This window comes from Sphingomonas sp. Ant20 (assembly GCF_000783375.1).
GTDB lineage: Bacteria > Pseudomonadota > Alphaproteobacteria > Sphingomonadales > Sphingomonadaceae > Sphingomonas > Sphingomonas aerolata.
In genome coordinates this window covers 1-7,070 of the sequence record NZ_JRVI01000063.1, presented here as the reverse complement: position 1 = coordinate 7,070, position 7,070 = coordinate 1, and the positions used below count along the sequence as shown (strand labels likewise).

The following is a 7,070-nucleotide window of genomic DNA, read 5'->3' as shown; positions in this document are numbered from 1 at the left end:
CGATCGCGATCGGCGCGGCGCCATCGGGCGGATTGGCGACATAGGCGTCGAGTGCGGCGGCGCGGATCTGCGGATCGAGCCGTGCGCGGGCGACCGCAAACGCGTTGCCGAGCGCATAGGCGGGTTGCCAGACGAGCCCCGCCGTCCCGCTTTGCAACAGCCGCTCGCCCGGACCGAAGCGGATCTCGCCCAGCTGTTTGCGCAGGATCATGCCGCGCACCGCCCGCGGGCCGCCGACATAGCTCAGCAGCCGGTCGTTCGCGGTATTGTCGCTATGCGTCAGCGCGCGCCTGAGCAATTCGCCGACGGTGGTGTGATAGCCGTCGCCGGTGACGAGCATCGCGATCGGCTGATGGAACAGCGTCAGGTCCTCCGCGCGGACGACGACCGGATCCTCGAGCTTCGCCTTGCCCTGGTCGCGCAGGTCAAGCAGCGTGATCGCGACCCAAAGCTTGCTGACCGATTGCTGCGGCAGGCGCTGGCGCCCGCCGGCCTCGACCGTCCAGCCCTCGTCCACCGCGCGGATCGCGATCCCCGCCTTGCCCGCAAAATCATGGTGCAAGGCGTCGATCGCGGTGACCAGCGGAGCGGGCGCGGCACGGGTGGCGCGTGCGGTGGGCAATGGGACCGGGATCGATACGCTGGCGGTTCCATCGCCCTGCGGCGCGGCGCCGGTCGCCCCGGGGCGCGACGTCGAGCCACAGCCGGTCAGCGCGAGCGCGATGCCGCCGGTCACGAAAAGACGCGCGAACCTGCCAATTGCCATGGGTGTCGGATATCCTGCGATAGCGCTACGATCCTGATACGGTCCCGATCGCCGCGATACGCCCCGCGTGCCTCGCTGCGACGAACTGCACGCACGGCGCGCCGGGACGTGGAACGTCAGGGCGTCAGGACCGTGTCGACCGCCTCCGGCAGCATCTGCGGATAATCGAGCGTGTAGTGCAGGCCGCGGCTTTCGTGACGGTGCAGCGCCGAGCGGACGATCAGTTCGGCGGTCTGGAGCAGGTTGCGCAGTTCGATCAGGTCGGGCGTGACGCGGAAATGCTGGTAATATTCGGCGACCTCCTCGTTCAGCATCGCGATCCGGTGCTGTGCGCGTTCGAGCCTTTTGGTGGTGCGGACGATGCCGACATAATTCCACATGAAGCGGCGGATCTCGGTCCAGGTCTGCTTGATGACCACTTCCTCGTCGGAATCGGTGACGCGGCTTTCGTCCCAGGGGCGGATCGGCGGCGGCGGGGGCAGGCTGTCCCAATCGGCGGCGATGCTGTCCGCCGCGGCCTCGCCGAACACGAAGCATTCGAGCAATGAGTTTGACGCCAGCCGGTTCGCGCCGTGCAGCCCCGATTCGGTGCATTCGCCCGCCGCATAGAGCCCGGGAAGGTCGGTCTTGCCATGCTCGTCGACGACGATCCCGCCACAGGTGTAATGCTGGGCAGGGACGACGGGGATCGGCTGCGTCGTCATGTCTATCCCGACGGTCAGCAGCTTTTCGTGAATGTTCGGAAAATGATGCCGGATGAAGTCGGCGGGCATGTGGCTGATGTCGAGATGGACGTAATCGAGCCCGTAGCGCTTGATCTCGGCATCGATCGCGCGCGCGACGATATCGCGCGGCGCCAGCTCCATCCGGACGGGATCATAATAGGTCATGAAACGCTTGCCGGTGGTCGGGTTGATCAACGTCCGCCTTCGCCGCGCACCGCCTCGGTGATCAGGAAGTTCTTGACCTCCAGATTGTAGAGGCAGGTCGGGTGGAACTGCATCATCTCCATGTTCGACACGCGCGCGCCCGCGCGCCAAGCCATCGCGATGCCGTCGCCCGTCGCGCCGCGTGGCGCGGTCGAGAACAGGTAAGTGCGGCCCGCACCCCCCGGTCGCGAGGATCGTCGCGCGCGCCGTGTAGAGCGCGACGCGTCCGGTGCCGCGGTCGACCGCATAGCGCCCCAGACCCGGCCTGCGCCCGAATAGCGCATCTCGTGCCGCCCGGTGGCGAGGTCGATCGCGACCTGGTCGGGGACCAGCGTGATGTTGGGGTGCGCTTCGGCGGCTCTCTGCAGCGCCTCCTGCACCGCCCAGCCGGTCGCGTCGGCGACATGGACGATCCGGCGATGACTGTGGCCGCCCTCGCGCGTCAGGTGCAGCGCGTTCCCTTCGGTCTCGAACGGCACGCCGAGATGCGTGAGTCGTTCGATCGCGGCCGGCGCGCCCTCGACCACCATCTCGACGATCCCGCGATCGTTCAGCCCGGCGCGGCGACCATCGTGTCCTCGACATGATTCTCGAACGTGTCGCCGGGTTCGAGTACCGCGGCGATCCCGCCCTGTGCCCAAGCGGTCGACCCTTCGTTCAGCGCCCCCTTGGCGAGCACGGTGACGGTGAAACGGTCGGCGAGGGTGAGCGCGGCGGTCAGCCCGGCCGCGCCGGAACCGATGATGAGAATGTCGCTGGTCATGCGGCTCGGGATCCGGGGCAGGGGACAGGGTGATGCGGGGTCCTGCTGTTGCACGAAAGTGAGACCACAGGACAGGGGGGTGTTCGGATCGATCGCCCGGACTTATCCGCGCGCGCGCTTTTTCGTCTCGGGCATCGTGACCAGATAGAGCAGGAACCCGGCCCCCGCGATCGCCGCGAGCGTCAGGAAGTTCGCGCTATAGCCTGCCCAGACGATGATCGATCCCGCCAGCGTCGCCGACAGCGCCGCGCCGAGCCCCTGCGTCGTCGCGACCGCGCCCTGGCTGACGTTGAACCGGCCGCTGCCCTCGGTCAGGTCGGCGATCACGACGGGGAACAGCGCGCCGAAAATGCCCGCGCCGACGCCGTCCAGCGCCTGCACGCCGACCAGCCAATAAGGGTCGTCGGACAGCGTGTAGAGCGCGCCGCGCGCGGCGAGGAATCCGAAGGCGACGAGGAACAGCGGCTTGGTGCCGAGCCGTTCGGCATGCCGGCCGACGAAGATCGCGACGGGCACCATCACGAGCTGTGCCGCGACGATGCACGCGGCGGTCAGCGACGTCGCCTGATCCTTGCCGACGGTGCGCGCGAGCAGTTGGCTGACCGAGGTCAGCATCGCGCATTCGCCAGATGGAAGAGGAACGCGATCACCGCAAAGGTCATTAGCGGGCGGTTCTCGATCAGCGTCTTCCAGCCGCTCGGCTCGTCGCAGTCCGCATCGGGCTCGCAGTCGAGGCCACGCGCGACGGCATTGTCGATATCGTCGTTGTGGAGCCGCGTCGCGGTGACGATGCTTGCAACGGTCAGCGCGCCCATCAGCCAGAAGACCACGACCGGTCCGAACGTCCAGGCGAGCACGCCCGCGAGCCCGGCGGACACCGCATTGCCGGCATGGTTGAACGCCTCGTTACGGCCGACCCGCTTGGCGAACATCTTCGGCCCGACCAGACCGAGCGTGATCGCCGAGATCGCGGGGGCGAAGATCGCGCCCGCGACGGCGGCGACCGACTGGGTGATGGTCACCACGGTGAAGCCCGTGACGAACGGCAGCGATACGCTGGCCAACGTCACCAGCAACGCTGCCACCATGACGATCCGCGGCTTGTTGCGGCTCTTGTCGATCAGGCTGCCGGCGGGCGTCTGCGCGATCAGGCCGACGATCCCGGCGATCGTCAGGACCAGCCCGACCGTCGCCTCGTTCCAGCCATGCGCGGGGCCGCGGACCGCGACCAGATAGATGGCGAGATAGGGCCCGAGCCCGTCGCGCACGTCGGCAAGGAAGAAGTTGAGCGCATCGAGCGTGCGTCCCGCCGGCGCATGACGGTGCGGAGCTTTGCCGCCGGGGGGGGTGGCGGGAGGGCAGGGAAGCGGAGAGGGTCGCCATGGTCGGTCCTTGGTCCTGGGAAAGAGGGGGCGGGCAGAGGGGAGCGTCGAGGGTCAGCCGATCAGCAGGCGCGTGCCGAGCGCGGCGGCGAGCGCGGGAATCATCGTCACCGCGCCGACCTTCAGGAAGCGCAGGAACCCGACATCGAGGCCTTCGCGGCGGATCGCCTGGAGCCACAGGATCGTCGCGAGCGACCCGGTGATCGACAGGTTGGGGCCAAGATCGACGCCGATCAGCAGCGCATCGACGACGACGCGCGGCGGCTGCGCCTGCGCGACCGCGGTGCTCGCGATCAGCCCGGCGGGAAGATTGTTGACCAGGTTCGACCCGAAAGCGAGCAGGGTCCCCGCGGTCATCGCCGCGCGCGCCGGATCGGCGGCCTCTGCACGCAACCACGCCGCGACGTGGCCGATGACGCCGCTATGATCGAGCGCCTCGACCAGCACGAACAGCCCGGCGACGAGCGGCAGCACGCTCCACGACACGTCGCGCACGACCATGAGGGGTGACATGCGGACCAGCAGGCAGATGGCGAGCGTCGTCGCGACCCCGGCGATGCAGGTCGGCAACCCGAGTTGCACGTCGAACGCCGAGGCCAGCAACAACACGACCGCCGTGACGACGATCCCTGCCAGCGCCGCCTTGCCGCCGAGGGTCAGCGGCGTACGTGCGATCTCCGTCTCGCACTGTCCGACGAGCCGCGCACGCTCGGTCCAGCGGAGCGCGCCGTAGGTCACGACGATCGCCGCGACCGATGGCAGCGCGAATGACGCGAACCACTGGCCGAGCGGGGGCATCGTGCCGCCATAGAGCACGAGGTTCGCCGGATTGGAGATGGGCAGCACGAAGCTTGCCGCGTTGGCGATGAGCGCGCAGGCGAACAGCAGCGGCAGCGGATCCGCCTTCGCCTTGCGCGCGGCGGCATAGACGGCGGGCGTGAGCACGACCGCGGTGGCGTCGTTCGACAGGAAGGTCGTGGTGACGATCCCGGTGACGTAGACGAGCGCGAACAGGCGGACGGGCGACCCCCGCGCGCCGCGCGCGGCGGTCGCGGCGATCCAGTCGAACAGGCCCTGCTGACGCGCGGTCTCGCTGAGCAGCATCATGCCGATCAGGAAGAGATAGACGTCCATGCCCTTGCCGACCGCGGCCAGCCCGGCAGCGAGCGGCAACAGACCCAGCGTGAGCAGCGCGACCGCGCCGGCGACCGCCCACACCGCCTCGGGCAGGCGGAACGGGCGCGCGATCACCCCGGCCGTCGCCGCCGCGCAGATTGCCCAGGTCAGGCTAGTCTCGGGGGGCACGCGCAGTGTCCGTCGCATTTTCCGATGCGGCACCGATCCGGCGCGACACGGCAGTTATTATCGCCACAATGACTAGCATAGCCGGTCATCACCCTGGTCCTCGCCATGGTCCTTTCAGACTAGGCGGCGTGATCGGGAAGTGTCGTTGCCCTAATGATTGTGTTACGCATCGATCCGGCCCCTGACATGACTTGTGGACAACTGGTGTCAGGCGCGACAACACAGCAGCAGGGGCAAAGGGCCCCGCCGCGATCGTGACAAATCGTTCATGTGGCAATCGGACCCGGATTGACGGGTTTATCGCCTGTTCCCAGCGGCTTGATCGCAGCGGCTGGGCGGCGAGCGGCGGCAAGGCCGGGGCCCGTCCGTCAGGACGTGGCCCCGGCGTCGCGGGTTGATCAGAGGAAGCGGTTGATCAGGTTTTCAAGGCGTTCCTGCTGGCCCGAAACCGGCTTCGGATCGATGTCGCGCTCGACCGCAAGATCGGCAATACCGGCCAGATCCAGCCCGCCGATCGTGCTGCCGAAGTCACCGTCCCAGCCGGCATAGCGCTTGGCCTTGATCGCATCGACCCGACCATCCTCGATGATCGCGGCAGCGGCGAGCAGGCCCTTCGCGACGACGTCGATGCCGCCGACATGGCCGTAGAACAGGTCGGCCGCGTCCATGCTCTGGCGCCGGACCTTGGCGTCGAAGTTGAAGCCGCCCGTGGTGAAGCCGCCGCCGCGCAGGATCTCGACCATCGCCAGCGTCAGTTCCTCGACCGAATTGGGGAACTGGTCGGTATCCCAGCCATTCTGCGGATCGCCGCGATTGGCGTCGATCGACCCGAAGATGCCGAGCGCGTTGGCGGTCGCGATCTCGTGTTCGAAGGTATGCCCCGACAGCGTGGCGTGGTTCGCCTCGATGTTGACGCGCACCTCGTTCTCGAGCCCGTAGCGCTTGAGGAAGCCGTACACCGTCGCGGTGTCGAAGTCGTACTGATGCTTGGTCGGCTCGTGCGGCTTGGGTTCGATCAGGATCGTGCCGGTGAAGCCGATCTTGTGCTTGTGCTCGACGACCAGGCTCAGGAAGCGGCCGAAATTGTCGAGTTCGCGCTTCATGTCGGTGTTGAGCAGCGTCTCATAGCCTTCGCGACCGCCCCACAGCACGTAGTTCTGGCCGCCGAGGCGATGCGTCGCCTCGAGCGCGTCGCGGACCTGCAGCGCGGCAAAGGCATAGACTTCGGGATCGGGGTTGGTCGACGCGCCGGCGGCATAGCGCGGATGGCTGAACGCGTTGGCGGTGCCCCAGAGGAGCTTGCGGCCCGACGCGGCCTGGAGCTGTTCGAGGTGGTCGACGGCTTCGGCGAAGAACCGGCGATGCTCGGTCACATTGGCGGCATCCGCCATGACGTCGACGTCGTGGAAGCAGTAATAGGGCACGTCGAGCTTCTTGAAGAAGTCGAACGCGACCTCGCGCTTGTGCGCTGCGGCAGCCGAGTCGTTGGCGCCGGCATGCCAGGGGCGGTTGAACGTGCCCCCGCCGAACACGTCCGACCCCGGCCAGCAGAAGGTGTGCCAGAAGCACGCGGCGAAGCGCAGATGCTCCTCCATCGTCTTGCCGAGCACGACCTTGGTCTTGTCGTAATAGCGATAGGCCAGCTCGTTGCTGCTGTCGGGGCCCTCATATTTGATCTGGGGGATATCGGCGAAGAAGTCGGACATCGGGGATTCCTATGACTTGGGGGTGATACGGGGATAGGCCTGGCGGAACGCCGCCTTTTTCTCGGCGAGCGCGGCGACGAGTGCGGGGTCGGGGGCGATGCGGTGCGACACGGGCGGTGCGACGCAGACCGTCGCAGGATCGCCGCCATCGACACCGAGCTGCGCGAGCCGCGCGGCGCCGAGCGCGGGGCCGACCTCGCCGCCCTGGAGATAGACGAG

Annotated in this window: 6 protein-coding genes and 2 pseudogenes; all 8 read right to left on the bottom strand. The window is 67.9% G+C overall.

Annotated elements, in window-relative coordinates; translation table 11 throughout:
• The coding region (locus NI18_RS10465) for a serine hydrolase (protein WP_198526998.1) at nucleotides 1–766 on the bottom strand (766 nt) is incomplete at its 3' end.
• Between the two features lie 116 nt (nucleotides 767–882).
• A complete protein-coding gene (locus NI18_RS26900; protein WP_306286354.1) occupies nucleotides 883–1,890 on the bottom strand; it encodes an FAD-binding protein in 1,008 nt (335 codons plus the stop codon).
• A 140-nt stretch (nucleotides 1,891–2,030) separates the two neighbouring features.
• Nucleotides 2,031–2,458 (bottom strand): annotated as a pseudogene (locus tag NI18_RS26895) (FAD-dependent oxidoreductase); the annotation flags it as partial.
• Nucleotides 2,459–2,560: 102 nt separating this feature from the next.
• Complete coding sequence (locus tag NI18_RS26890) at nucleotides 2,561–3,073, bottom strand: MFS transporter (RefSeq protein WP_306286353.1); 513 nt, start codon at nucleotides 3,071–3,073, stop codon at nucleotides 2,561–2,563.
• The gene (locus NI18_RS26885) at nucleotides 3,067–3,726 is read right to left on the bottom strand and encodes an MFS transporter (protein WP_306286352.1); all 660 of its coding nucleotides are present in this window, start codon (nucleotides 3,724–3,726) and stop codon (nucleotides 3,067–3,069) included. The genes NI18_RS26890 and NI18_RS26885 overlap by 7 nt, the downstream gene beginning before the upstream one ends.
• A 168-nt stretch (nucleotides 3,727–3,894) precedes the next feature.
• Nucleotides 3,895–5,145, bottom strand: coding sequence for an arsenic transporter (locus NI18_RS10450; protein ID WP_031440866.1), 1,251 nt, complete (start codon nucleotides 5,143–5,145; stop codon nucleotides 3,895–3,897).
• Between the two features lie 398 nt (nucleotides 5,146–5,543).
• The gene (gene xylA / locus NI18_RS10445; RefSeq protein ID WP_031440865.1) at nucleotides 5,544–6,851 is read right to left on the bottom strand and encodes a xylose isomerase; all 1,308 of its coding nucleotides are present in this window, start codon (nucleotides 6,849–6,851) and stop codon (nucleotides 5,544–5,546) included.
• A gap of 9 nt (nucleotides 6,852–6,860) precedes the next feature.
• Nucleotides 6,861–7,070, bottom strand: a pseudogene (locus NI18_RS10440) (xylulokinase); the annotation flags it as partial.

Bases quoted from the DNA above. Each gene is read 5' to 3' on its own strand.
- NI18_RS26890 (WP_306286353.1), bottom strand. From the start codon at position 3,073: ATGCTGACCTCGGTCAGCCAACTGCTCGCGCGCACCGTCGGCAAGGAT.
- xylA (WP_031440865.1), bottom strand. From the start codon at position 6,851: ATGTCCGACTTCTTCGCCGATATCCCCCAGATCAAATATGAGGGCCCC.